Consider the following 24,160-nt stretch of genomic DNA (forward strand, 5'->3'; position numbering starts at 1 on the left):
TCAAACCTTGCGCAGCACAATGGCAAGGCAGCCATTGACGACGCGCGGGCGGTTCACCTCGTAACGGCCGGGCGGCAAGGCGAGCTGGCGCTCGAACCGTCCCTGCGGCAGTTCCATGCGGTGAATGGTGGCATGGTGCAGTTCCGGCGGCAGAACGCGCGCGCCGGCGATGGTGAGCACGCCGTTCTGGATCGACACCGTCATGCGGTCAGGGTCGACGCCGGGCAAGGCGGCGAGCACCAGCAATTCGTGGTCGGTCTCCAGCATGTCGACGGGCGGCTCCCAGCACGGGGCGCGGTGGCGGGCCGGCGCCTCTTCGCGCACGACCGGCTGGAACATCTGCCGGTGCATCCGCTCGGCACGGTTGAGCATGTCGACCGCGTCCGACCACATCCACAGGCGGGGATCATTCTTGTTCATGGGTATCTCCTGGCAAGCCCGATTCCCTTCCAGGTGGGGGCCTGCGCAGGCACATATGGTGATGCCGTGCGGCAACACCAGTCACCGCTGACCCACGGCTGGGCAGCAGCGTGCGCTCCGGAAAGGGCAGGCGCGGAGGCCTTGTCGAGCCGCGCCTTGTCGGGCCGCGCCGGCCGGCGGGGCGCGCAGGGCCCGCAGGGCGTTGAGGATCACCGCCACGTCGATCAACTCTTGCAGCAGCGCGCCCTCCACCGGCGCCAGCAGGCCGAAGGCGGCGGCGACCATGCCGAGCGTGGAGAGGCCGATGCCGGCGACGACGCTCTGCACGGCGATGGCGCGGGAGCGGCGGGCGATCGCCATTGCGTCGATCAGCCGGTCCAGCCGATCGACCAGGATGACGACACTGGCGGCCTCGGAGGAGGCAGCCGAGCTCCGCCCGCCCGACCCGCCGCCGCCCATCGCGACGCCGATATCGGCGGCCGCCAGCGCCGGGGCGTCGTTGACCCCGTCGCCGATCATCATGACAGGGCCGTTCGCGCGCTCGGCGACCACGGCGGCGGCCTTGTCCTGCGGCGTCATGTTGCTCAGCACGGCGTCGAAGCCGAGGCCGGCCGCGATCGCCTGCGCCCGTGCGGTCTCGTCGCCGGTGGCGAGGATCAGGCGGGTGACGCCCATGTCGCGCAGGGCGGCGAGCACCGCCTGCGCCTCCTCGCGCACCGCGTCGGCGAGCAGGAGCGTGCCGGCCAACACGCCGTCCACCGCCACATCGACGGAGACGGTGCCGGGCGGGAACGCCGCGCCATCTGTTTCGCTGTTTCCGCCGTTTCCCGTGAGGTGTGCCGCGACGAAGCCCCGGCCCCCGACCGCCACGCGATGGGCGCCCACGCGGCCGGTGAGGCCGGCACCGGGTTCCTCATTTATGTCGCTCGGCGAGGTGAGGGCGAGCCCGCGCTCGCCCGCCGCCTCCACCAGAGCGCTCGCCACGACATGGGCGGAGGCCTGGTCGAGCGACGCGGCCAGCCGCAGCGCGTCGTCCGGCGCGAAGCCGGTACCCGCCGTGATGGCGATGAGGCGGGGGCGGCCGCCGGTCAGCGTGCCGGTCTTGTCGATGAGCACGGTGCGCAGACGAGCCAGCCGCTCCAGCGCCCCGCCATCCTTCACCAGAACGCCGCGCCCGGCGCAGCGCGACATGCCTGAGATGATCGCCACCGGCACGGCGAGGATGAGCGGGCAGGGGGTGGCGATGACCAGCACCGCCAGCAGGCGGACCGGATCGCCGCTGAGCGCCCAGGCCGCCCCCGCAATGGCGAGTGTCAGCACCAGGAAGCCGAGCGCGTAACGGTCGGCGAGGCGGACCATCGGCGCCTTCGAGCGCTGGGCGGCTTCCACCAGCCGAACAATGCCGGCATAGGTGCTATCCGCCGCCGCATGGATGGCGGTGAGGTTGAACGCGTTGCCGGCATTGGTCGTGCCGCTCATCACCGCCTCGCCCTGCGCCCGGCGCACCGGCAGAGGCTCGCCGGTCAGCGCCGCCTGGTCGAGCGTCGCAAGGGGGCTGTCGAGCGTGCCGTCCACCGGCACCACCTCGCCCCGCCGCACCAGCAGGCAGTCGCCGGGGCGCAGGGCATCGAGCGGGACGTCGGCCAGCCGCCCGTTCTCATAGCGCGCGGCGGTGCGCGGCACCCGGGCCAGCAGCGCGCTCATCTCCAGCGCCGCCCGGCGCTGGGCGTAGGCCTCCAGCGCCTGCCCGCCGGTGAACATCAGCGCCACGATGGCCCCGGCGAGATTTTCGCCGAAGACGAGGGCGGCGCCCATGGCCAGAGCGGCGATGAGGTCGAGGCCGAACTCGCCGCGCCGCAGGCTGGAAAGAATGTGGATGGCCAGCAAGGCGAGCACCAGCGCGGTCGTCCCGGCCCATATGCGCGCGGCGAGCACCCCCTGCCCGCCGGCCCACGCGATGGCGCCGGCCGCCAGTGCCAGAAGCAGTCCCGGCAGCAGCAGGCGCGACAGCAGGGAGCGGACGAAGCCGAACGCTGAAGGCGGGACAAGGCCGGCGAAAGCGAAAAGAGTCACCAAGACACCGTGGGTTTGCCGGTCTGATGAGCGGTCTGTAGTCCTGTCTATAATAGTTCCAAACTGATCCATGCGCCATCGGCAGGACATGTTTCCCGGGCCGGATACGGTGTCCGGCCACGTGAGGGGATCGACCGATGCGAAGGGGAAGCGTTGGTGCCAGAGCCGGGTTGTGGGCGCGGCATTAATGAAATATTACCTAAACTTGGCTAGGAACGATTTGGCTTGGGGGCCACCGGCGGGCAATGGCTTGGGCGCCGGTGCTGTGTGCAACCGAAGGCTGACGCCGGGCGTGGACGACCTGCGGGTCGTGCGCGGACGTCCGTCATCTGTACAGAGATGCCTATGCGGCTAATTGGCTCTTTCCTTATCGGCTCGGTTGGATTTGTTGGCGTGGCGGTTGCCGTCGCCTGGATTTCCAACACCCCGATTCCGACCCCGGCCGATGCCGCGCGCGTCGATCCTCCCCTGCTGGCAGCTCCTGCCGCGCCGGAAGTCGCCAGCGTGGTGGTGGACGAGCCCTTGCCGCCGCCGATCTACACGGTCAAGGACATCCGCAATTTCCAGACGGCAGGCGCCTTTGCGCCGCCGCGCGACTGGCTGTTCAATCCCGCCCCGATGTTGGCGCGCCCGGTCGCCGTCGCCGCCGCCCCGGACGCGACCGTTCCGCCGATGGAGACGGTGAGCACCGTGCCTCTGCCGATGGCCAACCCGCTCTTTGCCGGCCGGATGATGTCCGGCGACGAGCCGGAAGACGTTTTGACGCTCGCCCCGCGCCCTCCGCGCAAGCCTGATCTTGAGGCCGAGGTCGCCGCGCTTCCCCCGCCGATGGAGGAAGACGAGCCTGCCGCTCCCGAGGCGCCGCCCGCCGCTACCGAGGCGCCGAAGGACGAGCTGCGCTACCCCACCAGCGAAGACAGGTTCGCCATCTACGACATCCGCGCCAAGAAGCTTTATCTGCCGAACGGCAAGAAGCTGGAGGCGCATTCCGGCTATGGCGACAAGTTCGACGATCCCCGTTATGTCCACGTGAAGATGCTCGGGCCCACCCCGCCCAACCGTTACAAGCTGCGCATGCGCGAAGCGAAGTTCCACGGCACCGAGGCCGTACGCATGACGCCGGTGGGCGATGGCAAGATGTATGGCCGCAATGGATTCCTGCTCCACCCCTATCTGCTGGGGCCGCGCGGCGATTCCAATGGCTGCATCTCGCTCGCCGACTACGACGCCTTCCTCGGCTCTTTCAAGAAGGGCGAGATCGACGAGGTCGTCGTGGTCGAGGCCATGCCGAAATCCGCCTCGCCTGCCAACCCGCTGCTTTCCTGGCTGACCGGCGGCCGGCGCGACTGATTCGGCACGGCGGCTGCGCCAGACCGCGCTCGGGATCGGGCCGGGCTTCGCGCGCGCACCCGCGGGGCCGCGCTATCGGTTTCGCCGACATATCGAGAAGAAGGCCAGTCCCCGGGTCGCGCCCGGGGATGAGGGGTGGCTTTGCACACCGAGCCGCCGGTCTCGTCAGGTGCCGGCGATCAGCCCTGGACGCGGAAGGCAGCGGCGCGGCGGTGGCCTTCCAGGCCTTCGCTGGCGCTCTGGCGGATGGCCGGAGGGGCGACAGCGGCAACGCCGCGCGCGTCCAGCCACTGATGCGTGCAGATCTTCACATAGGAGCCGACCCAGAGCCCGCCCGTATAGCGCCCGGCGCCCATGGTGGGGAGCGTGTGGTTGGTGCCGCAGCATTTGTCGGAATAGACGACGCTGGCCAGCGTGCCGATGAACAGCGAGCCGTAATTGCGCAGCCTGGCCGCCATGGCGTGGGCGTCGGCGGTGTGAACCTGCAGGTGCTCGGCGGCGATGTGGTCGGAATAGGCGATCATCGCCTCCTCGCTGTCGCACACCACGATCTCGCCGAAATCCGCCCAGGCCTTGCCGGCGACGGGGGCGGTGGAAAGGGTGGCGAGCTGCTTCTCGACCTCGACCAGCGTCGCCTGCGCCAGCGCGCGGCTGGTGGTGATGAGGCCGACCCGGGTGCGGATGTCGTGCTCGGCCTGCGCCAGCAGATCGGTGGCGATCATCTCGGGGTCGCCGGTCTCGTCGGCGACGATGAAGATCTCGCTCGGCCCGGCAAGCTGGTCAATGCCGACGGGGCCGAACACCTGCCGCTTGGCCTCGTTCACATAGGCATTGCCGGGACCGAACACCTTGTCGACGGCGGGAATGGTCTCCGTGCCGAACGCCATGGCGGCGATGGCCTGCGCCCCGCCGACGCGAAAAATGCGGTCGGCGCCGGAGAGGTGGCACCCGGCGATCATGGCGGGGTGCGCGGTGGGCGGCAGGCAGGCGATCACCTCGTCGCAGCCCGCCACCTTGGCCGGCACGATGGTCATGATCGGGGCGGAGAGCAGGGGATAGCGCCCGCCCGGCACATAGGCGCCCACGCGCTGGATCGGGATCACCCGGTGCCCAAGATGCAGGCCCGGCAGCGCCTCAACCTCCAGCGGCAGGATGGTCGCAAGCTGCGCCTGCGCGAAGGCCCGCACCCGCTCGATGGCGAATTCGGTATCGGCGCGGGTCTGCGGGTCGAGAGCGGCGAGGGCGCTTGCACGCTCCTCGGCCGTCACCTCAATGGAACTGACCTCGCTCTTGTCGAACAGCCGGGAATAGTGGCGCACCGCTTCGTCGCCGCGTGCGCGCACCGCATCCAGCACTTCCTTGACGGTGGCCGCGATCTGGCTGGTGTCGCTGCCATCGTCCGGACGCGGCGCCTTGAGGGAGTGGATCTGGTCGCGAAGTTCGGTGCTGAGCGCGGGCATGGCGGTTTCCTGTGAGGACCGGGCGATGGTGAGGCCGGCCGCCCATGTCGGCAATTGGCGCCCGCGCGCCTGTCTATTATATTCTCCACCTTGCCCGGAAATGGCGCGACGCAGATGAGGCCCTCATGCCGCATATCGGACCCGGAATTCGCGAACTGCGCCGCCGCCGCAATCTCGGCATCCGCCGGCTGGCCTTGCGGTCCGGCGTCTCGCATTCCTCGATCTCGCTGATCGAGCGCGACCGCATCAGCCCCTCGATAGACACGCTTGCCGCGATATTGGAGGCGCTGGGAACAACGCTTGTGGGGTTTTTCTCCGAGCTTCAGCAGATGTCGTCCTACTCGCCCTTCTATGAAGCCTCGGAACTGCCAGAAGTGGGGAGCGGCGAGGCGATATCCTACCGGGTGATCGGGATCAACCATCCCAACCGGCAGATTCTCGTCCTGCACGAAACCTATGCCGTCGGCGCCGATACGGGGGAAGCCTTCTCCCACACCGCGCAGGAGGCGGGCATGGTCATACGCGGCGCCGTGGAGGTGACGGTGGAGAACAACTCCAAGATACTCCATGCCGGCGACGCCTATTACTTCGACAGCAAGCTGCCGCATCGTTTTCGCAATGTGGCGGAGGAGCCGAGCGAGATTGTGAGCGCGATCAACCCGCCCACCTATTGAGCGCCGATCCGCCTGAAAACAGGGCAGGATCGGTTATTATATTCACCACCCCCTGGGGTAGGGCGCCCGCTGTTCTGTCGCCCATGCCGGTGGCGTGCTTTGCTGCGGGGACAAGCGACAACAGGGGGAAATTCCATGAAGGTGACATCAACTCTTCTGCGGATCGGCGGCGCCGGCCTCGCCCTTGGCCTGATGGTGGCCGGTGGCACGGCCTCGGCGCGCGACCTGACGGTCGTGTCCTGGGGCGGCAACTACCAGGATGCCCAGAAGAAGATCTATTTCGAGCCGTTCTCCAAGAAGATCGGCAAGCCCGTGCTCGACGAGAGCTGGGACGGCGGCATCGGCGTGATCGCGGCCAAGGTGAAGGCCGGCGTGCCGAACTGGGACGTGGTGCAGGTCGAGACCGAGGAGCTGGAGCTCGGCTGCGCCGACGGTTTCTACGAGAAGATCGACTGGGCCGCGCTCGGCGGCAAGGACAAGTTCCTCTCCGCCGCGGTCAGCGATTGCGGCGTCGGTGCCATCGTCTGGTCGACCATGCTGAGCTACGACGCCGACCGGCTGAAGACGCCGCCGACCTCCTGGGCGGATTTCTGGGACACGACGAAGTTTCCCGGCAAGCGCGGCTTCCGTCGCGGCCCGAAATACTCGCTCGAATTCGCCCTGATGGCCGACGGCGTGAAGCCGGAAGAGGTCTACAAGGTGCTCGGCACGCCGGAAGGCGTCGACCGCGCGTTCAAGAAGCTGGACGAACTCAAGCCGAACATCGTGTGGTGGGAAGCCGGCGCGCAGCCGCTCTCCCTGCTGGCATCCGGCGAAGTGGTGATGTCGACCGCCTATAACGGGCGCCTCGCCGGCATCAACAAGACCGAGGGCAAGAACTTCCAGGGCGTCTGGCCGGGCAGCATCTACGCCATCGACAGCTGGGTGATCCTCAAGGACAGCCCGAATGCGAAGGAAGCGATGAACTTCATCGCCTTCGCCAGCGAGCCGGCCAACCAGTCGAAGCTGCCGGAATACATCGCCTACGGCCTGCCCAACAAGGAAGCCGCCGCGATGGTCCCCGCCGCCCTGCAGAAGGACCTGCCGACCACGGAAGCCAACCTCACCGGCGCCATCGCGCTGGATGGCGCGTTCTGGGTCGACAATGTCGAGGAACTGACCAAGCGCTTCAACGCCTGGCTGGCGAAGTAAGCCAGGCGCGGGAACGCGGTTGCACCTCCCGGCCGGCGGCATGGCCGAACGGCCGGGATCGCGTGACCTCGACCAGCCTGCGCTTCCGGACATGGCATCAAGGCCATGTCCGGGTGACGCCTGAACCCCTCGTTCACTTCCGCCCGCCCATTCGCTTGCTTGGAGCTGGCTTCCCGGCCGGGTAACGTCACGCAAGGCCACTACTCGGAGATTGCGGTTGGCGCCCTTCATCCATTTCGACCAGGTCACGAAATCCTATGGCACGCTGAAGGTGGTCGACAGGCTCGATCTCCAGGTCGCCAAGGGGGAATTTGTCAGCCTGCTGGGCCCTTCCGGTTCGGGCAAGACCACCATCCTGATGATGCTGGCCGGCTTCGAGCACCCCTCGCATGGGGCCATCTGGCTCGACGGCACCCGCATCGAGAACCTGCCCTCGCACAAGCGCAACATGGGCGTGGTGTTCCAGAATTACGCGCTGTTCCCGCACATGACCGTGGCCGAGAACGTCGCCTTCCCGCTTGTCATGCGCGGGGTGGGGAAGGCGGAGGCGGGCGAGCGTGTGACCCGGGCGCTCGACATGGTGCGGCTCGCCCATCTCAAGGACCGCCGCCCGGCGCAGCTTTCCGGTGGCCAGCAGCAGCGCGTCGCGCTCACCCGCGCGCTGGTGTTCGAGCCGACCGTGGTGCTGATGGACGAGCCGCTCGGCGCGCTCGACAAGCAGTTGCGCGAGCACATGCAGCTGGAACTGCGCGACCTGCACCGCACGCTCGGCCTCACCGTGATCTTCGTGACCCATGACCAGTCCGAAGCGCTGACCATGTCGGACCGCATCGCCGTGTTCAATCATGGCCGCGTCGAGCAACTCGACACGCCGGAGGGCATTTACGACCGCCCGCGCACCCGCTTCGTCGCTGAGTTCATCGGCGAGACCAATTTGTTTGAAGGAGTGGTGCAGCGGGTGGCTGACGGCATCGCCGAGGTGGCGATCGCCAATGGCGTCGTCGTGCGCGCCGCGCTGCTCGCTCCGGTGGAGGTCGGCGCGCCGATCCTCGCCTCGGTGCGGCCCGAGCGGCTGCACCTGCAGGGCGAGGCGGGCACGGGCAATGTCATCCCGGTGACGGTTTCCGACAATGTCTACCAGGGCGACCATCTGCGTACCCATCTGGCCGGGCCGGGGCTGGAGCTTGTCGCCAAAGTACAGCGGCGCGTGCCGGTGGGGGCCGTCGGCAGCACGGCGTTCGCCTGCTTCGAGCCGTCCGAATGCACGCTCATCGCGCCGGACAAGGCGCCGGGAAGCGCTTCATGAGCGGGTCCCCGGCACGCGGCCGCGTCTCGGCGCTTCTCCTCGTGGCGCCACTGTTCCTGTTTCTCGCGGCGTTCTTCGTCTGGCCGCTGGCGATGATGATCGCCGTCTCCGTCACCGACGGGACGGTGCGGCAGGTGATGCCGGAAACCGCCAGCGCCATTCGCTCGTGGGATGGTTCCGGCCTGCCGCCCGCGCAGGTGCAGGAGGCGCTCATTGCCGATTTGCGCGCGCCCAGCGAGCAGATGGCCTTCGGTGATGCCGTGCGCCGCCTCAACAGCGAAGTCTCGGGCTTCCGCACCCTGCTGGGGCGCACCGCCAGTGCGGTGCGCGACGCCCCGCCCGGTCAACCCGTCGACCTCGCCGGCATCGACCCGCGCTGGGGCGAGGGCCGCTACTGGCAGGCTCTGCAACGGGCCATGCCGAACTATACCGACCGCAACCTGCTCGCCGCCGTCGATCTCAAGCGCGACACCGACGGCAGCATCGCCGCCGATGTCTCGGCCAATCGCGTCATCATGGTGCGGACCTTCACCATAGCGGCGCTGGTGACGGTGCTATGTGCGCTCATCGGCCTGCCCTATGCGATGATCGCCGCCGCCAGCACGGGCTGGGTGCGCAACGTGATGCTGCTCGCCGTGCTGCTGCCGTTGTGGACCTCGCTGCTGGTGCGCACCGCCTCCTGGGTGATCCTGCTGCAGAATGAGGGGCTGATAAACAAGGCGCTCCTCGCTGTGGGCATCGTCGACCAGCCCTTGCAGCTGATCTTCAACCGCACCGGCGTCATCATCGCCATGACCCATGTGCTGCTGCCCTTCATGGTGCTGCCGATCTACTCCGTGCTGCTGGGCATTCCGCGCAACCTCATGCCGGCGGCCTCCTCGCTGGGGGCGAGCCGCCTGCGGGCGTTCTGGCATGTGCTGCTGCCGATGGCGCTGCCCGGCGTCGCGTCCGGCGCGCTGCTCGTCTTCATGGTGGCGCTCGGCTACTACATCACGCCGGCGCTGGTCGGCGGGGCCGAGGACCAGATGATTTCTTCGGTCATCGCCTTCTTCGCCACCGGCACCGCGAACTGGGGCATGGCGGGCGCCCTCGGCCTGATCCTGCTGGTGACGACGACGGCGCTCTATTTCGTCTATGGCCGCCTGTCGCGCTCGCCCAACATGGTGGGGGCCTGAAATGGCGGCAAACTCTCCCGCCTTCCGCGCCGGCCAGATCGTCTTCGGCGCGGCGGTGGTGTTCTTTCTGGTTGCGCCCATCATCGCCATCCTGCCGCTGGCGTTCAATTCCAGCGTGTTCCTGAACTACCCGATCGAGAGCTTCTCCTCGCGCTGGTTCGTCGAACTCCAGACCAGCGAGACCTGGCGGCGCTCGATCATCAACAGCCTCATCATCGGCTGCGGCGCCACGGCGCTGTCGACCGTCATCGGCACGCTGGCCGCGCTCGGGCTGCGCCATGCGCGCCTGCCCTTCGCCAGCCTGCTGCGGGTGATGTTCCTGCTGCCCATGGTGGTGCCGGCGGTGGTGCTGGGCGTCGGCATGCAGATTCTGTATACGCGGCTTGGCCTTGCGAGCACCTATCTCGGCGTCATCGTCGCGCATGCGGTGCTGTGCGTGCCCTTTGTCATCGTCAGCGTCTCGGCTTCGCTCGGCGGCATTGACGGGTCCATCGAGCGGGCGGCGAGCAGCCTGGGGGCCAATCCGGCCACCGTGTTCCGGCGCATCACCCTGCCGCTGGCCCTGCCGGGCGTCATCTCGGGCGCGGTATTCGCCTTCGCCACCTCCCTGGACGAGGTGGTCATCACCCTGTTCGTCGCCGGACCCAACCAGCGCACGCTGGCGCGGCAGATGTTCGCCAGCATCCGCGAGAATGTGAGCCCGACGGTGGCGGCCGCCGCCTTCCTGCTCATCATCGGCACGCTGTGCCTCGCCGGCCTCGCCGGGCTGCTGCGCTGGCGCCAGAACCGGCTGGCCAAGGCGGCGGCGTCGGAGGCGGGTTAAACGCCCGGCGGCCGCGCTTTCTGTTTCGTCTCCTTTCGTTTTGGTCTTTCGCGCTTTCAAGTGCTTGCGAGTTGGAGCGGAAAGACCAAAGATAACGACGGTTGCCCTGATCAAGGGCCCGAAGCCGCGCCAACGGCTGGGGTCGCTAAGTGTCCGAAAGGGCCGGGGCCGCCGATCAGAACCGGGCAGCAAGCCCGACGTCTCAGGGAAGAAACGGAGCTACCATGTCGATGATGATGCGCGGATTGCGCGGGGTGGCGATTGCCGCCACGGTCGCGATCACGGCACTGGGCACCGCCTTTGCCGCCGACTACCCCGCCCCCAAGACTGGCATGTGGATCGCCAAGGATTTCAAGTTCCACACCGGCGAGGTCCTGCCTGAACTGAAGCTCGGCTACACCACGGTCGGTGAGCCCTCCGGCGAGCCGGTGCTCATCCTGCACGGCACCACCGGCTCGGCCGCCTCGATGCTGAACCCCGCCTTCGCCGGCGAGTTGTTCGGCCCCGGCCAGCCGCTGGATGCAAGCCGCTACTATATCATTCTCACCGATTCCATCGGTGCGGGAACCTCGGCCAAGCCCTCCGATGGCCTGCGTGCCAAGTTCCCCCGCTACAATTACGACGACATGGTCCGTGCGCAATATGCGCTCGTGACCGAGGGGCTTGGCGTGAAGCACCTCAGGATGATCATCGGCTATTCCATGGGCGGCATGCACGCCTGGCTGTGGGGTTCCAAATATCCGGACGCGATGGACATCGTCGTGCCCATGGCGTCGCAGCCGACCGAAATGGCCAGCCGCAACTGGATGATGCGCCGCATGATCATCGACGCCGTGCGCAACGATCCGGACTGGAAGGACGGCGACTATACCGAGCAGCCGAAGGCCGTGCAGGTGGCCAATGTGTATTTCGGCATCGCCACCAATGGCGGCACGCTGGCGCTGCAGGACATGGCGCCGACGCGCGAGAAGGCGGATGCGCTGCTGGACGCCCGCCTGAAGGCGCCACTCACCGTGGACGCCAACGACTTCATGTACCAGTGGGATTCCTCGCGCGACTACAACGCCGCGCCCGGCCTCGACAAGATCGCCGCCACCGTGCTCGCCATCAACTCGGCCGATGACGAGCGCAACCCGCCCGAAACCGGCATCATGGACCGCGAGATCAAGCGGGTGAAGAACGGCCGGGTGCTGCTCATCCCCGCCAGCGGCGACACGCGCGGCCACGGGACGCTGGGCATGGCGAAGTTCTACGCCAAGGAGATAGGCGAACTTCTGGCGACGGCGCCCCGCGCCGCCACGGCGCCATAGCGCGCCGTCCGCCGCCGGGGGTGGGTGAAAAGCCCTGCGCCCCGGCCGGGTCGGTGGCGGGCGGGGTGACTATGCCCCGTCGCGCGCCTGTCCTTCCGCTGCTTCCGCTTCCCGTCTCTGTGCTTCCCTCGCGGCCCGCGCTTCGGCCACGCCGGGCAAATGGAGCGTGTCGGGCAGGAATTCCGGCCCGCGCCGGGCCAAAAACTCGGTCAGCGCCGCCGCCGGGGGCGTCAGGCGCTTGGCCGAGCGCTTCACCACGAACCATTGCCGCACCTCCGGCAGCCCCTCCACATCGAGCACGGCGAGGCGCCCATCCGCCACTTCTGCCGCGATGGTGTGAGCGGAGATGAAGGCAAGGCCCAGTCCGGCCATGACAGCCTGCTTGATGGTTTCGTTGGAATCGATCTCCATGCCGATGCGCGGCTCGATGCCCGATTGCTGGAAAAACCGCTCCATCAGCCCGCGCGTGCCCGAGCCCGGCTCGCGCGACATGAAGGTCGAGCTGGCCAGCACCGTCGGGAGAATGCGCCGGCCGAGCAGGGGGTGATCGGCGGGCGCGATCAGCACATGGGGGTGATCGCCGATCAGCGTCTTGTCGACCTCGATGTCGAGCGGCGGCCGGCCCATGATGGCGACATCGATGGCGTCGGCGCGCAGGCCGGCAATGATCGCCTCGCGATTGCCGACGGTGAGCACGACGTCGATGCCGGGATGGGTGCGGGTGAAGGCGCCGAGCGCCGCCGGCACGAAATATTTCGCGGTCGAGACCAGCCCCACCGAAACCCGGCCCGAGCGCAGGCCCTTCATCGAATCGAGCGCGGCGCCGCAATCCGCCAGCGCCTGCTCGATGCGGGCGGTGGCGGCGAGCACTTCGCGGCCGGCGGCGCTGGGCTGGAAGCGGTCGCCGGCGCGGTCCAGCAGCGGCAGGCCGAGATACTGTTCGAGTAGTTGCACCTGCATCGTCACCGCCGGCGGGGTGACGTTCAGCCTCTTCGCCGCGCCGGTGACGCTGCCGGTTTCGACGATGGCGGCGACGGCGCGCAGCTGCTTGAGCGTGGCATTACGCATGGAACATTACATTTCAGATAAATTGAAGTGAATGGTTAGTTTATTCTAATTTCCTTACGCCGACAACTCAGGCAGTCTGCGATCAACAAAAGGCGTCCGCCGCTTCGGGTCCCCACTCGAAGGCACACGGAAACGACACGCCAAAGGGCTCAAGCCCACAAAAACATAACTGGGGAACGCCATGACACGCCCGACATTGCAGGACCACCTTGAGGGGTGGTCGCAGGCCGACGCCCTGCGTCGCGACGTCGCCGACGCCGTGCTCGCGCTGGCCGGCGCCGGCCTGAAGATTTCCGAGCTTCTCGCCGCCGGGCCGCTGGCCGGCCCCCTCGCCACCGTGCGGGGCTATCATGCCGATGGCGACAGCCAGAAAGAACTCGACCTGATCGCCGACGATCTGGTGCGCGAATCGCTCGCCGGCACGCCGGTCGCCCTGTACGGCTCCGAGGAAGCCGACGCGGCAGTTCTGCTGGATGCCGCCGGCACGCTCGCCGTCGCGGTCGACCCGCTGGACGGCTCGTCCAACATCGACAGCAACGCCACGGTCGGCACCATTTTCTCGATCCTTCCCTATGCCGGCGCGGATTCGCTGCTGCAGCCGGGAAGGGCGCAGCTGGCCGCCGGCTTCCTGCTCTACGGCCCCCAGACCGCGCTGGTGCTGACGGTGGGCGTCGGCACCCAGATCTACATACTCGACCGTGCCAGCGGCGCCTTCCTGCTGGCCGAGGAGCGGGCGCTGGTGCTGCCGGAAACGGCCGAATACGCGATCAACGCCTCCAATCTGCGGCATTGGGACATCGCCATACGCTGCTATGTCGAGGACTGCCTGGCCGGGGTCGACGGGCCGCGGGAGAAGGACTTCAACACCCGCTGGGTCGCCTCCATGGTGGCGGACGTGTTTCGCATCCTGGTGCGCGGCGGGGTCTATCTCTATCCCGGCGACGCCCGCCGGGGCTACGGCCAGGGCCGCCTGCGGCTGGTCTACGAGGCCAACCCCGTCGCCTTCCTGATGGAGCAGGCGCAGGGCTCGGCCACCGACGGACGCCTGCCGATCCTCGACCTCATTCCGTTGAGCCTGCACCAGCGCGTGCCGCTGGTGTTCGGCTCGCGCGCCGAGGTCGAGCGCATCGCCCGCTATCACCGCGACGCTGCCGCCATGCCGGAGCGCTCGCCCCTGTTCGCCCGTCGCGGCCTTCTGCGCGCCTGACGGAGAGGGACCCATGTCGATCCATCATCCCATCATCTCCGTCACCGGCTCGTCCGGCGCGGGCACCACCTCGGTGCGGCGCATCTTCGAGCAGATCTTCCGCCGCGAGGATGTCGCCGCCGCCTATATCGAGGGCGACGCCTATCACCGCTACGACCGCGCCGAAATGAAGCGCGTCATGTCCGAGGAAGCCTCGCGCGGTAACCACCATTACAGCCATTTCGGGCCGGATTCGAACCTGTTCGAGGAGCTGGAGGAAACCTTCCGTTCCTATTCCCACACCGGCACCGGCAAGTACCGGCACTATGTCCATGACGACAAGGAAGCCGCCGAATATGGCGGCCCGCCCGGCACCTTCACCGACTGGGAGCCGATCCCCACGCCGACCGACCTGCTGTTCTACGAGGGGCTGCACGGAGCGGTGGCGAGCGGCAATATCGACGTTGCCCGCTATGCCGACCTGAAGATCGGCGTGGTGCCGGTCATCAACCTCGAATGGATCCAGAAGATCCACCGCGACCGCTCGCATCGCGGCTATTCCACCGAGGCGGTGACCGACACCATCCTGCGCCGCATGCCGGACTACGTGAACTACATCTGCCCGCAGTTCACCCACACCGACATCAACTTCCAGCGCGTGCCGACGGTCGATACCTCGAACCCGTTCATCGCCCGGTGGATTCCGACGGCCGACGAATCCATCGTCGTCATCCGCTTCAAGAGCCCGCGCGGGATCGACTTCCCCTACCTGCTCTCGATGATCGAGGGCTCCTGGATGAGCCGCGCCAATTCCATCGTGATCCCGGGCGGCAAGCTCGACATCGCGATGCAGCTCATCCTCACCCCGATGATCCTCAACCTCGTCGAGAAGAAGCGGCGCGCCGCGTGAAAAGGGAGGACAGCATGTTGACCAGCCAATCGCCGGGCCTGCGTCCCCACCAGGACCCTGCCGACATCCCCCATGACGACATGGCGAACGCCCTGCGCGCGCTTGCGATGGACGCGGTGGAACAGGCCAAGTCCGGCCATCCCGGCATGCCCATGGGCATGGCGGATGTCGCCACCGCTTTGTTCAGCCGGTTCATGAAGATCGACCCGCGCCGCCCCGACTGGCCGGACCGCGACCGCTTTATTCTTTCCGCCGGCCACGGCTCGATGCTGCTCTACGCGATCAACCATCTTCTCGGCTATGCCGACATGGGCACCGACCAGCTCAAGAGCTTCCGCCAGCTCGGCGCCATCACCGCCGGCCATCCGGAGCACGGCCATACGCTCGGCGTCGAGACCACCACCGGCCCGCTGGGGCAGGGGCTCACCACGGCCGTTGGCATGGCGCTGGCCGAGCGCATGCTCAATGCCCGCTTTGGCGACGAACTGGTCGACCACCACACCTATGTCATCGCCGGCGACGGCTGCCTCATGGAGGGCATCAGCCACGAGGCCATCGACCTCGCCGGACACCTCAGGCTCTCCAGGCTCGTGGTGCTGTGGGACGACAACGGCATCTCGATCGACGGCAAGACCTCGCTCTCGACCTCCACCGACCAGCTCGCCCGCTTTGCCGCCTCGGGCTGGAAGGTGCTGCGGGTCGATGGCCACGCCCATCACGCGCTGATCGACGCCCTCGCGGAGGCTCGCGCCAGCGACAAGCCGGTGCTGATCGCCTGCCGCACCATCATCGGCTTCGGTGCTCCGACCAAGGCCGGCACGGAAGCCGTGCACGGCGCCCCGCTGGGCGCCTCCGAAATCGAGGGCGTGCGCGGGGTGCTTGGCTGGAACCACCCGCCGTTCGAGGTGCCGGACAGCGTGCGTGCCCCCTGGGCTGCCATCGCCGAGGCCGGCGCCAAGGCCCGCGACGCCTGGGAGAAGCGGCTTTCCGCCTCCGGCCGCCGCGCCGAATTCGAGGCGGCCATGGAGGGCGACCTGCCCGCCGATTTCGACGAGAAGATCGCCGCCTACAAGCGCGAGCTGTCGCTGGTCGCGCCGAAGGTGGCGACCCGCAAGGCCTCCGAAATGGCGCTCGGGATCATCAATGCGGCCACCGACCTCACCGTCGGCGGCTCGGCCGACCTCACCCACTCCAACCTCACCTTGACCAAGGGCATGGCCTCGGTGACACCGGGCAACTACGCCGGCCGCTACATCCATTACGGCATTCGCGAGCATGCCATGGGGGCTGTCATGAACGGGCTCGCGCTGCATCGCGGCTCGATCCCCTATGGCGGCACCTTCATGGTGTTCTCGGACTATGCGCGGGGCGCCATGCGCCTCTCGGCGCTGATGGGCCAGCGCGTCGTGTATGTGCTGACGCATGACTCCATCGGCCTCGGCGAGGACGGGCCGACGCACCAGCCGGTGGAGCACCTCGCCATGCTGCGGGCAACGCCGAACCTCTATGTGTTCCGCCCGGCCGACGTGGTGGAGACGCTGGAGGCCTGGCAGCTCGCTTTGCACGCGGAGGACACACCTTCGGTACTGGCGCTCTCGCGGCAGAACCTACCGACCTTCCGCACCGAGCACTCGGAAGAGAACCTGGTCGGCTATGGCGCCTATGTCGCCCGCAAGCCCAAGCGCCGGCGCGACGTGACGCTGCTGGCCACCGGCTCGGAGGTCGAGATCGCCTTCAAGGGGGCGGACCTGCTGGCGGAACGCGGCGTCGATGCCGCCGTCGTTTCCATGCCGTGCTGGGAGCTTTTCGAGCGCCAGAGCCCGGAATATCGCCGCGCCGTTCTCGGCACCGCCCCGCGTGTCGCCGTCGAGGCCGCCGCCCGGCTCGGCTGGGACCGCTGGATCGGCGAGCGCGGACGCTTTGTCGGCATGGAGGGCTTCGGCGCCTCCGGCCCGGCGCCCGAGCTCTACCGGCACTTCAACATCACGCCGGAGGCGGTGGTCGATGCCACCTGCGACCTCCTGACCTGCGCCTGAGCCAGAGGAAGAGCCAATGGCCCGCATCACCCTTCGACAGCTTCTCGACCACGCCGCAGAGCACGGCTACGGCGTGCCGGCGTTCAACATCAACAATATGGAGCAGGGCATCGCGATCATGGAGGCGGCGCAGGCCGTCGACGCGCCGGTCATCATGCAGGCCAGCCGTGGCGCCCGCTCCTATGCCGGCGACATCATGCTCTCGCGGATGATCGACGCCCTCGTCGAAATGTATCCCGCCATCCCGGTCTGCATGCATCAGGACCACGGGAACAACGAGGCGACCTGCCTTTCCGCCATCCAGCACGGCTTCACCTCCGTCATGATGGACGGCTCGCTGCGCGAAGACGCCAAGACCCCGGCGGATTACGCCTACAACGTCGCCATCACCCGCCGGGTGGTCGATGCCGCCCATTGGGTCGGCGCCTCGGTGGAAGGCGAGCTCGGCGTGCTCGGCTCGCTGGAGAGCGGCGCGGGCGAGCAGGAGGACGGGCACGGCGCGGAAGGGCAGCTCAGCCACGACCAGCTGCTGACCGATCCCGACCAGGCGGAGGACTTCGTCGCCGCGACCAGGGTCGACGCGCTGGCCATCGCCATGGGCACCTCGCACGGCGCCTACAAATTCTCGCGCCAGCCGGACGGCGACATCCTCGCCATGAACATCATCGAGGAAATCCACCGCCGGCTGCCCAATGTGCATCTGGTGATGCACGGCTCCTCCTCGGTGCCGCAGGCGCTGCAGGACCTGTTCAACGCGAGCGGAGGGCAGATGCCCCAGACCTGGGGCGTGCCGGTGGAGGAGATCGTGCGCGGCATCCGCCACGGCGTGCGCAAGGTCAACATCGACACCGACTGCCGGCTCGCCATGACCGCCCAGTTCCGCAAGGTCGGGGAAGGCAACAAGGCGGAATTCGACCCGCGCAAATTCCTGAAACCGGCCATGGACGCGATGCGCGACCTCTGCCGCGAACGCTTCGAGCAATTCGGCACGGCGGGCCACGCCGCGCAGATCAAGGTCCTGCCGCTGGCCGCCATGGCCAAGCGCTACGCCTCCGGCAGCCTCGATCCGGTGATCGGCGGCGCGCAGGTGGCGGCGGAATAAACACCTCCCCGCCACGGGGAGCCTTCCAACGAGATTTTCGGGCGCGTGCTCCAACGCCGCGCCGACGGAACGCACAGGGAGAAGATCGATGAACGCGATCGACAAGACCAAGCCCACCGAGGAGACGCGCAGCCGCTACAGCGCCGGCGTGATGGAATACCGCAAGATGGGCTACTGGCAGCCCGACTACGAGCCGAAGGACACGGACATCATCGCCGTGTTCCGCATCACCCCGCAGGACGGCGTCGACGAGATCGAGGCCTCGGCGGCGGTGGCCGGCGAAAGCTCCACCGCGACCTGGACCGTGGTGTGGACCGACCGCCTGACCGCCTGCGACAAGTACCGCGCCAAGTGCTACCGGGTCGACCCGGTGCCGAACGCGCCGGGCTCGTGGTTCGCCTATATCGCCTATGATCTCGACCTGTTCGAGCCCGGCTCGATCGCCAACCTGTCGGCCTCGATCATCGGCAATGTCTTCGGCTTCAAGCCGCTGAAGGCGCTGCGCCTTGAGGACATGCGCCTGCCGGTCGCCTATGTGAAAACCTTCGACGGCCCGGCCACCGGCATCGTGGTGGAGCGCGAGCGTCTGGACAAGTTCGGCCGCCCGCTGCTCGGCGCCACCGTCAAGCCCAAGCTCGGCCTGTCCGGCCGCAATTATGGCCGCGTGGTCTATGAGGCGCTGAAGGGCGGGCTCGACTTCACCAAGGACGACGAGAACATCAACTCGCAGCCCTTCATGCACTGGCGCGACCGTTTCCTCTACTGCATGGAGGCGGTGAACAAGGCGCAGGCCGGCACCGGCGAGATCAAGGGCACCTATCTCAACGTTACCGGCGCCACCATGGAAGACATGTATGAGCGCGCCGAGTTCGCCAAGCAGCTCGGTTCCTCGATCATCATGATCGACCTGATCATCGGCTACACCGCGATCCAGTCCATGGCGAAGTGGGCGCGGCGCAATGACATGATCCTGCACCTGCACCGCGCCGGCCATTCCACCTATACCCGGCAGAAGAACCACGGCGTGTCGTTCCGCGTCATCACCAAGTGGATGCGCCTTGCCGGCGTCGACCACATCCATGCCGGCACCGTGGTCGGCAAGCTGGAGGGCGACCCCCACACCACCAAGGGCTATTACGACCTCTGCCGCGAGGATTTCGTGCCGCAGAACCTCGCCCACGGCATCTTCTTCGACCAGGACTGGGCCTCGACCCGCAAGCTGATGCCGGTCGCCTCGGGCGGCATCCATGCCGGCCAGATGCACCAGCTCATCGACCTGCTCGGCGAGGATGTGGTGCTGCAGTTCGGCGGTGGCACCATCGGCCACCCGATGGGAATCCAGGCCGGCGCGCAGGCCAACCGCGTGGCGCTGGAGGCGATGATCCTCGCCCGCAACGAGGGCCGCGACATCGTGCATGAAGGGCCGGAAATCCTGAAGGAAGCCGCCCGCCACTGCATGCCGCTGAAGCAGGCGCTGGAAGTGTGGAAGGACGTGACCTTCAACTACACCTCCACCGACACGCCCGACTTCGTGCCCCAGGCCACCGCTGCGGAGTGAACAGGCCGTGTCCCGGACAAGCGGAGCAGAACGCGAAGCGCCGATCCGGGACCCAGCGCAGAACATGCCGAAGGCACGACAGCCTGCCTGTCCGCGTCTTCAGCCGCCAGCCTTCGCCGCGAGCCTTTGCCGCTTCGCGAATTTTCTCCTGGACCCCGGATCGGCACGGCGCAGCGCGCCGCTTGTCCGGGGAACGAGACAGAGATGAGGACACCACCATGCGCCTGACCCAGGGAGCCTTCTCCTTCCTGCCCGACCTGACGGACGAGCAGATCACCCGCCAAGTCCAGTACTGCATCGACAAGGGCTGGGCGGTGAACATCGAGTTCACCGACGACCCGCACCCGCGCAACACCTATTGGGAGCTGTGGGGCCACCCGATGTTCGACGTGCCGGACGCGGCCGGCGTGATGTTCGAGCTGAACGAATGCCGCAAGGCCTATAAGGGCCGGCATTACATCCGCCTCAGCGCCTTCGATGCCACCCATACGTGGGAATCGCTGCGCCTCTCCTTCCTCACCGACCGCCCCACCGACGAGCCCGGCTTCGTGCTGGAGCGCCAGGAAGTCGAGGGCCGGTCGATCCGCTACACGACGCGCGCCTATGCGGCCAACCGCCCGGAGGGTGCGCGCTACTGATCCGTCGGTCTCCCACTACTCCCCCGACGGAGAATCGCGGCCGACCGGTTTCCTCCCCGGCCGCGAGGGACCGATGTCGGAATGCCGCGCCCGGCATCGGTCCCCTTTTTCTTTTCAGCGAGCCTCCTTCGAGGCTCGCTTCGCTCGCACCTCAGGATGACGTGGCACAGCGAGAATCTGAATCGACGTCATCCTGAGGTGCCCGGCGCAGCCGCGCCTCGAAGGATGCCGGCAGGAGCACGCACATGGACGCCGTGATCGACGATCCCACCCTTGCCACCGACCCGACGCCGAAGGTGCCCGAGTCCATTGACCTGCGCGCCGAGTTTGCCGCCAGCGGGCTGGCCGAGGTGTTCGACCAGCTCGACCGCGAGCTGGTGGGCCTCGTGCCGGTGAAGCGGCGGCTGCGCGAGATCGGCGCGCTGCTGCTGGTCGACACCGCCCGTCGGCGCTTCGGCCTGGAGGCGACGAGCCCGACCCTGCATATGAGCTTCACCGGCAATCCCGGCACCGGCAAGACCACGGTGGCGCTGCGCATGGCGGAGATTCTCAAGAAGCTCGGCTATGTCCGCAAGGGCCACCTCGTCACCGTGACACGCGACGATCTGGTTGGGCAGTACATCGGCCACACCGCGCCGAAGACCAAGGAAATCCTCAAGAAGGCAATGGGCGGCGTGCTGTTCATCGACGAGGCCTATTACCTCTACCGCCCGGAGAACGAGCGCGACTACGGGCAGGAGGCGATCGAGATCCTGCTGCAGGTGATGGAAAATCAGCGCGACGACCTCGTCGTCATCCTCGCCGGCTATTCCGACCGCATGGAACGCTTCTTCACCGCCAATCCGGGATTCCGATCTCGCGTTGCCCACCATGTCGATTTTCCCGACTATTCCGCCGGCGAGCTCGACGCCATCGGCACCCGCATCCTCGACACCATGAACTACCGCATGAGCCGCGAGGCAGAGGAGGCGTTCCGCCGCTATATCGACCTGCGCATGCTGCAGCCGCATTTCGCCAATGGCCGCTCCATCCGCAACGCGCTCGACCGCGCCCGGCTGCGCCAGGCCAACCGACTGTTCAATTCCGAGCGGCCGGTGACGGCGGACGACCTCGTCACCATCACCGCCGAGGACATCCTCGCCAGCCGTGTCTTCTCCGGCGGCATCGACAGCTACCCGCCGCTGCGCCCCGCCGGTTGAACGCTCCGCATGCGCGCGCCCTTCTCCTCCCCGTCGGGGTGAGGGGGCACGACGTCCCAGCCGCAGGACGTCAGCCACTTGAAGGAACACACCCCATGGTTCTCATCGCCCCCTCCATGCTCGCCTCCGACTTCTCGCGCTTCGGCGAGGAGGTGCGCGATGTCGCGAGCGCCGGCGCTGACTGGATCCATCTCGACGTGATGGACGGGCATTTCGTGCCCAATATCAGCTTCGGGCCGGATGTCATCAAGGCCATGCGCCCGCACACCGACAAGCTGTTCGACGTGCATCTGATGATCGAGCCGGTGGAGCCGTTCATCGAGGCCTTCGCCAAGGCAGGGGCGGACATCATCACCGTGCAGGCCGAGGCGACGCACCATCTCGACCGCTGCCTCCAGCTCATCCGCTCGCTCGGCAAGAAGGCCGGCGTGGCGCTGAACCCGGCGACGCATGAAAGCGCGCTGGCCTATGTGCTGGACAAGGTGGACCTCATCCTGCCGATGACGGTCAATCCCGGCTTCGGCGGCCAAGCCTTCATCGCCGACGTGCTGCCGAAGATCTATCGTCTCAGGGCGATGATCGGCGAGCGGCCGATCCATCTGGAAGTCGATGGCGGGGTGACGCCGGAAACCGCCGCGCTGTGCGCCGCCGCCGGGGCCAATGTGCTGGTTGCCGGATCGGCCGTGTTCAAGGGCGGCAGGGACAGCTATGCCGGCAACATCGCCGCCATTCGCGAGGCCGGCCGCGCCGCCCGGCGCGGGCGCGCCGCCGCCTGAGGGCCGCGGCGCCGAACGGGCGCGGCGCGCGCTTCAGTTGAACGCGTCCTCGGTCAGGTTGAGGATCAGTACCTGCCGGGCGCTCTCGGGAATGGAGGGCGAGGCCCGCAACTCGACGCTCAGCGCCGGCCGCCGCTTCTGGATCATCTCGGCGACCTCATTGGCCATGTCGCCGCTGCCGGCGTGGAAGGACAGTGTGTTGCTGGTCGTCTGCACCACGCCGGTGTCGGAGACCACGACGTCGAAGCCGGCCGCCTTCAGCGGGGCGGTGAAGGCGTCGACCCGCGCCTTGGCCACGGTATTGATCGGCGCGAAGATGCGGACCGTGTAACCCGCGCCCGGCAGGGCCGGGGTGGCGGGCTCTGCCTCGGCGGGCATCGGCGTGGTGCCGGCGAGCGGCACCAGCGCATCCGCCGGGGAGGGGCTGGACAAGGCCGGGGAGGGCAGCGACGTCGCGGGCGCGGCGGGGGTCATCGCGGCCGGGGGGGCGGCTTCCGGTGCCAGCGCCTGCGGCGGGGGAGGCGGCATTTCCAGCGCCTGCAGACGCTCGGCCATGATGCCCTGGGCGCTGCGCAGCGCGGCAACATCCTCCCTCAGGTTCAGCACCTGGGCGGCGAGGAAGGCGACCAGCGCCAGCAGGATGACCAGCACCAGCCCATACAGCACCGGGAGAGCGGGGTGCGCGGCGCGGGACGCCGGGGCCTCGGCCCGCTTGTTCTCCAGCTCCAGCCGGCGCATCTGCACCTTGAGCTGCTCGATGCCGAGCCAGCGCTGGAAGGCGACCGGGTCCTGCGGCGGTCCCTTGGCGCGGGCGGCCGGCGCGGAGGGCGCCGCCGAGGCGCGCGGGGCGCCGTTTTCCTCGTCGGCACGCATCCGCTGGGGGGCGATGGAAGGCTCAAGCTTGTCGATCATCGCGCGTTTCCGTCCGCCCTTGGCCAAGCCTGTCGCTCACCGAGGGCGGCGCCGGGGCGCGGCCGTCGACGGGCGTATTCGGCCCCATAATATCGCAAGGCATCGCGCAGGCGGGCGAATCCTTACGAAATGGTTAAGACGGGTGCGCAAGGCGCGCGGATCAGGCGACGGGGGCCCCGCTGGGGCGGCGCCGGTTGCGCGGCCGCTTGGAAATGCGGCCCTTGATCACCCGCAGCACGACGAAGGTCGCAATCAGCATGACGAGGGTGATGCCCACCATCAGCACCAGCCATTCGCCGTGGCTGTGGGCACCGAATTCGCTGGCGCTCTTGCCGGCCAGCCAGCCGGGCGCGAGCATCACCGGGGCCCAGACGAAGGCGGAGGACACATTGGCGAACTGAAAGCGACGCTGGTCCATCCGCATCATGCCGGCGACCAGCGGCATGGTGGCACGCACCGGGCCGAAGAAGCGGCCGACGAACACCGAGGCGAAGCCGAAGCGGCGGAAGAACAGCCGCGCCTGCGCCACCTGTTCGCGGTAGCGCAGCAGCGGCGGGCGGTGCACCACGCGCGGCCCGAGCCAGCGTCCCAGCCAGTAGGAGACGATATCGCCGAGGATGGCGCCGACAATCGCGCTGCCGATCACCGGCAGGGGCGAGACGATGCCGGTGCCCACCAGCCCGCCAATGGCCAGCATCAGCGCCGTCGCCGGGATCAGCAGGCCGATGATCACCAGCGACTCGCCGAACGCGATGAGACCGATGACAAGCGGGATCAGATATTCGTGGCCCTGAAGAAACGCGACCACACTGGCGGATAAAGCTTCCATGTCCTCACACTGCCGGAACCGATCGCCCCAATGTGTCGATGAAGGTGACGGGAGCAAGGCCACAGCGACATCGCGACGCTGTGCCTGGGAACGATCTGTCGATTTGTCGGAACCATTTGCCATCTGCCGCGTTAAAAAAGCCGCACACGCCGTTCCGGCTCCCT

At 67.8% G+C, this 24,160-nt stretch carries 21 protein-coding genes; 15 read left to right on the forward strand and 6 right to left on the reverse strand.

Annotation, left to right across the window (positions count from 1 at the left end):
* Nucleotides 1-420 carry an Hsp20/alpha crystallin family protein gene (locus EV667_RS05540; protein ID WP_131834266.1) on the reverse strand — a complete coding sequence of 140 codons (420 nt, stop codon included), beginning with the start codon at nt 418-420 and terminating at the stop codon, nt 1-3.
* Nucleotides 421-501: 81 nt separating this feature from the next.
* Complete coding sequence (locus tag EV667_RS05545) at nt 502-2,394, reverse strand: heavy metal translocating P-type ATPase (RefSeq protein ID WP_245516077.1); 1,893 nt, start codon at nt 2,392-2,394, stop codon at nt 502-504.
* 492 nt (nt 2,395-2,886) lie between these two features.
* On the opposite strand from EV667_RS05545, the gene EV667_RS05550 reads away from it, so the two are divergent.
* Nucleotides 2,887-3,843 (forward strand): DUF2778 domain-containing protein, encoded by a 957-nt coding sequence (locus EV667_RS05550; RefSeq protein WP_245515986.1) that lies wholly within the window; start codon nt 2,887-2,889, stop codon nt 3,841-3,843.
* Between the two features lie 179 nt (nt 3,844-4,022).
* On the opposite strand, the gene hisD is transcribed toward EV667_RS05550, so the two are convergent.
* Nucleotides 4,023-5,303: a histidinol dehydrogenase gene (gene hisD, locus EV667_RS05555; protein WP_131834268.1), complete on the reverse strand. Its 1,281-nt coding sequence runs from the start codon at nt 5,301-5,303 to the stop codon at nt 4,023-4,025.
* A 125-nt stretch (nt 5,304-5,428) separates the two neighbouring features.
* On the opposite strand from hisD, the gene EV667_RS05560 reads away from it, so the two are divergent.
* From EV667_RS05560 to EV667_RS05585, 6 genes are all read left to right on the forward strand, one after another.
* Nucleotides 5,429-5,977 (forward strand): cupin domain-containing protein, encoded by a 549-nt coding sequence (locus EV667_RS05560; RefSeq protein WP_018389594.1) that lies wholly within the window; start codon nt 5,429-5,431, stop codon nt 5,975-5,977.
* 192 nt (nt 5,978-6,169) lie between these two features.
* The gene (locus EV667_RS05565; RefSeq protein ID WP_425359017.1) at nt 6,170-7,168 is read left to right on the forward strand and encodes an ABC transporter substrate-binding protein; all 999 of its coding nucleotides are present in this window, start codon (nt 6,170-6,172) and stop codon (nt 7,166-7,168) included.
* A 217-nt stretch (nt 7,169-7,385) separates the two neighbouring features.
* The gene (locus EV667_RS05570) at nt 7,386-8,474 is read left to right on the forward strand and encodes an ABC transporter ATP-binding protein (protein WP_131834270.1); all 1,089 of its coding nucleotides are present in this window, start codon (nt 7,386-7,388) and stop codon (nt 8,472-8,474) included.
* Nucleotides 8,471-9,649 (forward strand): ABC transporter permease, encoded by a 1,179-nt coding sequence (locus EV667_RS05575; RefSeq protein WP_131834271.1) that lies wholly within the window; start codon nt 8,471-8,473, stop codon nt 9,647-9,649. The genes EV667_RS05570 and EV667_RS05575 overlap by 4 nt, the downstream gene beginning before the upstream one ends.
* 1 nt (nt 9,650) lies before the next feature.
* On the forward strand, nt 9,651-10,472 hold the full coding sequence (locus EV667_RS05580) for an ABC transporter permease (protein ID WP_131834272.1): 822 nt from the start codon (nt 9,651-9,653) through the stop codon (nt 10,470-10,472).
* 224 nt (nt 10,473-10,696) lie between these two features.
* A complete protein-coding gene (locus tag EV667_RS05585; protein ID WP_131834273.1) occupies nt 10,697-11,782 on the forward strand; it encodes an alpha/beta fold hydrolase in 1,086 nt (361 codons plus the stop codon).
* Nucleotides 11,783-11,851: 69 nt separating this feature from the next.
* Here the strand turns inward: EV667_RS05585 and EV667_RS05590 are convergent, their stop codons facing one another.
* The gene (locus EV667_RS05590) at nt 11,852-12,850 is read right to left on the reverse strand and encodes a LysR family transcriptional regulator (RefSeq protein ID WP_131834274.1); all 999 of its coding nucleotides are present in this window, start codon (nt 12,848-12,850) and stop codon (nt 11,852-11,854) included.
* Nucleotides 12,851-13,031: 181 nt separating this feature from the next.
* On the opposite strand from EV667_RS05590, the gene EV667_RS05595 reads away from it, so the two are divergent.
* The 8 genes from EV667_RS05595 (at nt 13,032) to rpe (ending at nt 22,255) form a co-directional block, all read left to right on the forward strand.
* Nucleotides 13,032-14,057, forward strand: coding sequence for a class 1 fructose-bisphosphatase (locus EV667_RS05595; protein ID WP_131834275.1), 1,026 nt, complete (start codon nt 13,032-13,034; stop codon nt 14,055-14,057).
* A 13-nt stretch (nt 14,058-14,070) separates the two neighbouring features.
* Nucleotides 14,071-14,946 (forward strand): phosphoribulokinase, encoded by an 876-nt coding sequence (locus tag EV667_RS05600; protein ID WP_131834276.1) that lies wholly within the window; start codon nt 14,071-14,073, stop codon nt 14,944-14,946.
* A 14-nt stretch (nt 14,947-14,960) separates the two neighbouring features.
* On the forward strand, nt 14,961-16,982 hold the full coding sequence (gene tkt, locus EV667_RS05605; protein WP_131834277.1) for a transketolase: 2,022 nt from the start codon (nt 14,961-14,963) through the stop codon (nt 16,980-16,982).
* 16 nt (nt 16,983-16,998) lie between these two features.
* On the forward strand, nt 16,999-18,084 hold the full coding sequence (gene fba, locus EV667_RS05610) for a class II fructose-bisphosphate aldolase (protein WP_131834278.1): 1,086 nt from the start codon (nt 16,999-17,001) through the stop codon (nt 18,082-18,084).
* Between the two features lie 88 nt (nt 18,085-18,172).
* The gene (locus EV667_RS05615) at nt 18,173-19,642 is read left to right on the forward strand and encodes a form I ribulose bisphosphate carboxylase large subunit (RefSeq protein ID WP_131834279.1); all 1,470 of its coding nucleotides are present in this window, start codon (nt 18,173-18,175) and stop codon (nt 19,640-19,642) included.
* A gap of 218 nt (nt 19,643-19,860) precedes the next feature.
* Nucleotides 19,861-20,280: a ribulose bisphosphate carboxylase small subunit gene (locus EV667_RS05620; protein ID WP_131834280.1), complete on the forward strand. Its 420-nt coding sequence runs from the start codon at nt 19,861-19,863 to the stop codon at nt 20,278-20,280.
* 245 nt (nt 20,281-20,525) lie between these two features.
* Nucleotides 20,526-21,479 (forward strand): CbbX protein, encoded by a 954-nt coding sequence (gene cbbX, locus EV667_RS05625; protein ID WP_131834281.1) that lies wholly within the window; start codon nt 20,526-20,528, stop codon nt 21,477-21,479.
* A gap of 95 nt (nt 21,480-21,574) precedes the next feature.
* Nucleotides 21,575-22,255, forward strand: coding sequence for a ribulose-phosphate 3-epimerase (gene rpe / locus EV667_RS05630; protein ID WP_131834282.1), 681 nt, complete (start codon nt 21,575-21,577; stop codon nt 22,253-22,255).
* A 33-nt stretch (nt 22,256-22,288) separates the two neighbouring features.
* On the opposite strand, the gene EV667_RS05635 is transcribed toward rpe, so the two are convergent.
* Together EV667_RS05635 and EV667_RS05640 are read right to left on the reverse strand one after the other, a co-directional pair.
* Entirely contained in the window at nt 22,289-23,167 is an 879-nt protein-coding gene (locus EV667_RS05635) for a hypothetical protein (protein WP_131834283.1), read from the reverse strand.
* A gap of 160 nt (nt 23,168-23,327) precedes the next feature.
* A complete protein-coding gene (locus tag EV667_RS05640) occupies nt 23,328-23,996 on the reverse strand; it encodes a DedA family protein (RefSeq protein WP_131834284.1) in 669 nt (222 codons plus the stop codon).
* Between the last annotated feature and the right edge of the window lie 164 nt (nt 23,997-24,160).

This window comes from Ancylobacter aquaticus, from assembly GCF_004339465.1.
GTDB classification, from domain to species: Bacteria; Pseudomonadota; Alphaproteobacteria; order Rhizobiales; family Xanthobacteraceae; genus Ancylobacter; species Ancylobacter aquaticus.

Coding starts and splice junctions, on each gene's coding strand:
- fba (WP_131834278.1), top strand. CDS start 16,999: ATGGCCCGCATCACCCTTCGACAGCTTCTCGACCACGCCGCAGAGCAC.
- tkt (WP_131834277.1), top strand. CDS start 14,961: ATGTTGACCAGCCAATCGCCGGGCCTGCGTCCCCACCAGGACCCTGCC.
- EV667_RS05640 (WP_131834284.1), bottom strand. CDS start 23,996: ATGGAAGCTTTATCCGCCAGTGTGGTCGCGTTTCTTCAGGGCCACGAA.
- EV667_RS05585 (WP_131834273.1), top strand. CDS start 10,697: ATGTCGATGATGATGCGCGGATTGCGCGGGGTGGCGATTGCCGCCACG.
- EV667_RS05560 (WP_018389594.1), top strand. CDS start 5,429: ATGCCGCATATCGGACCCGGAATTCGCGAACTGCGCCGCCGCCGCAAT.
- cbbX (WP_131834281.1), top strand. CDS start 20,526: ATGGACGCCGTGATCGACGATCCCACCCTTGCCACCGACCCGACGCCG.
- EV667_RS05600 (WP_131834276.1), top strand. CDS start 14,071: ATGTCGATCCATCATCCCATCATCTCCGTCACCGGCTCGTCCGGCGCG.
- EV667_RS05575 (WP_131834271.1), top strand. CDS start 8,471: ATGAGCGGGTCCCCGGCACGCGGCCGCGTCTCGGCGCTTCTCCTCGTG.
- EV667_RS05565 (WP_425359017.1), top strand. CDS start 6,170: ATGGTGGCCGGTGGCACGGCCTCGGCGCGCGACCTGACGGTCGTGTCC.
- EV667_RS05540 (WP_131834266.1), bottom strand. CDS start 420: ATGAACAAGAATGATCCCCGCCTGTGGATGTGGTCGGACGCGGTCGAC.
- EV667_RS05595 (WP_131834275.1), top strand. CDS start 13,032: ATGACACGCCCGACATTGCAGGACCACCTTGAGGGGTGGTCGCAGGCC.
- rpe (WP_131834282.1), top strand. CDS start 21,575: ATGGTTCTCATCGCCCCCTCCATGCTCGCCTCCGACTTCTCGCGCTTC.
- EV667_RS05620 (WP_131834280.1), top strand. CDS start 19,861: ATGCGCCTGACCCAGGGAGCCTTCTCCTTCCTGCCCGACCTGACGGAC.
- EV667_RS05615 (WP_131834279.1), top strand. CDS start 18,173: ATGAACGCGATCGACAAGACCAAGCCCACCGAGGAGACGCGCAGCCGC.
- EV667_RS05580 (WP_131834272.1), top strand. CDS start 9,651: ATGGCGGCAAACTCTCCCGCCTTCCGCGCCGGCCAGATCGTCTTCGGC.
- EV667_RS05590 (WP_131834274.1), bottom strand. CDS start 12,850: ATGCGTAATGCCACGCTCAAGCAGCTGCGCGCCGTCGCCGCCATCGTC.
- hisD (WP_131834268.1), bottom strand. CDS start 5,303: ATGCCCGCGCTCAGCACCGAACTTCGCGACCAGATCCACTCCCTCAAG.
- EV667_RS05635 (WP_131834283.1), bottom strand. CDS start 23,167: ATGATCGACAAGCTTGAGCCTTCCATCGCCCCCCAGCGGATGCGTGCC.